Source organism: Streptomyces flavofungini, assembly GCF_041028215.1.
GTDB classification, from domain to species: Bacteria; Actinomycetota; Actinomycetes; order Streptomycetales; family Streptomycetaceae; genus Streptomyces; species Streptomyces flavofungini_B.
This window is the reverse complement of record NZ_JASKYR010001487.1, coordinates 1-755: the sequence shown is the minus strand read 5'-3', so window position 1 is coordinate 755 and position 755 is coordinate 1. Positions and strand designations below refer to the sequence as shown.

General features: G+C 74.2%; 1 protein-coding gene. It reads right to left on the bottom strand.

All coding sequences use genetic code 11. The annotated features are described in order from the left end of the window. Positions 1-17: 17 nt before the first annotated feature. Positions 18-551 (bottom strand): hypothetical protein, encoded by a 534-nt coding sequence (locus AB8Z36_RS41805; protein ID WP_369218535.1) that lies wholly within the window; start codon positions 549-551, stop codon positions 18-20. Between the last annotated feature and the right edge of the window lie 204 nt (positions 552-755).

The window sequence follows — 755 nt, the reverse complement described above, 5'->3', positions numbered from 1 at the left end:
GTGGGGTGGCGAGGGGGTCAGGGGCGCCATTCCTCCTGCCAGAGCCAGTGGACCTCGTAGGCGAAGGCGAGGGCCTTGAGGTCCAGGAGGGCGTTCAGTTCGGTGAAGGGCCAGTGGGGGGCGGCGTGGTCCGCCTCGCGGATGGCGGCTTCGCTGACGCGGGCGATGTGGCGGCGGGTCGCGATGTCCTGGTGCGCGCGGTGCGGGGCGCGGCAGGCGCAGCCGTAGGTGCCGCCCGTGCCGGACGCCGGGCAGCCGAACTCGTGGAAGAGGTCCGCTGCCGCCGCCTCCTCGTCCAGGCGGGCGCGGACGAAGGAGATCAGGGCCGTGAGCTGGACGACGTCCGCCGGGGCGGGCGGGGCATCGTCGCGGCGCTCCGGGAGCAGGCGTCGCCGTAGTTCCGCCCGGGTCTGCTGGGCCCGCAGCCGCATCTCCGCCGCCTCGGACCGCATCCTGCGCGTCCTTTCGACCGCTTCCCGGGCCGACCTGCACAGCCGCTCACAGCGCTCGAAGGAGTTGGCGACCGCCACAGCGCTCTCCGATGTCCCCATCCCGTCTCCTGCCTCCTGCCTCTGTGCCCTCACTCGTAGTCATGGCTGTCGCCCGGCTTGGGACCGGTGCCCGTCATGCACGTCCTCGCGCTGCCGGGCGGTGGCGGGAGGGGGCTGGGCCAGGCCCCTCATGTCGACCACCTGCCGGGCGGCCGTGGTCAGCGGCAGGCGTTGGGCGCGTGCGTGGCGGCGCAGGGCCTCGAA

What these genes read in the sequence shown, in the direction of transcription:
- AB8Z36_RS41805 (WP_369218535.1), bottom strand. Translation starts at nt 551, where the DNA reads ATGGGGACATCGGAGAGCGCTGTGGCGGTCGCCAACTCCTTCGAGCGC.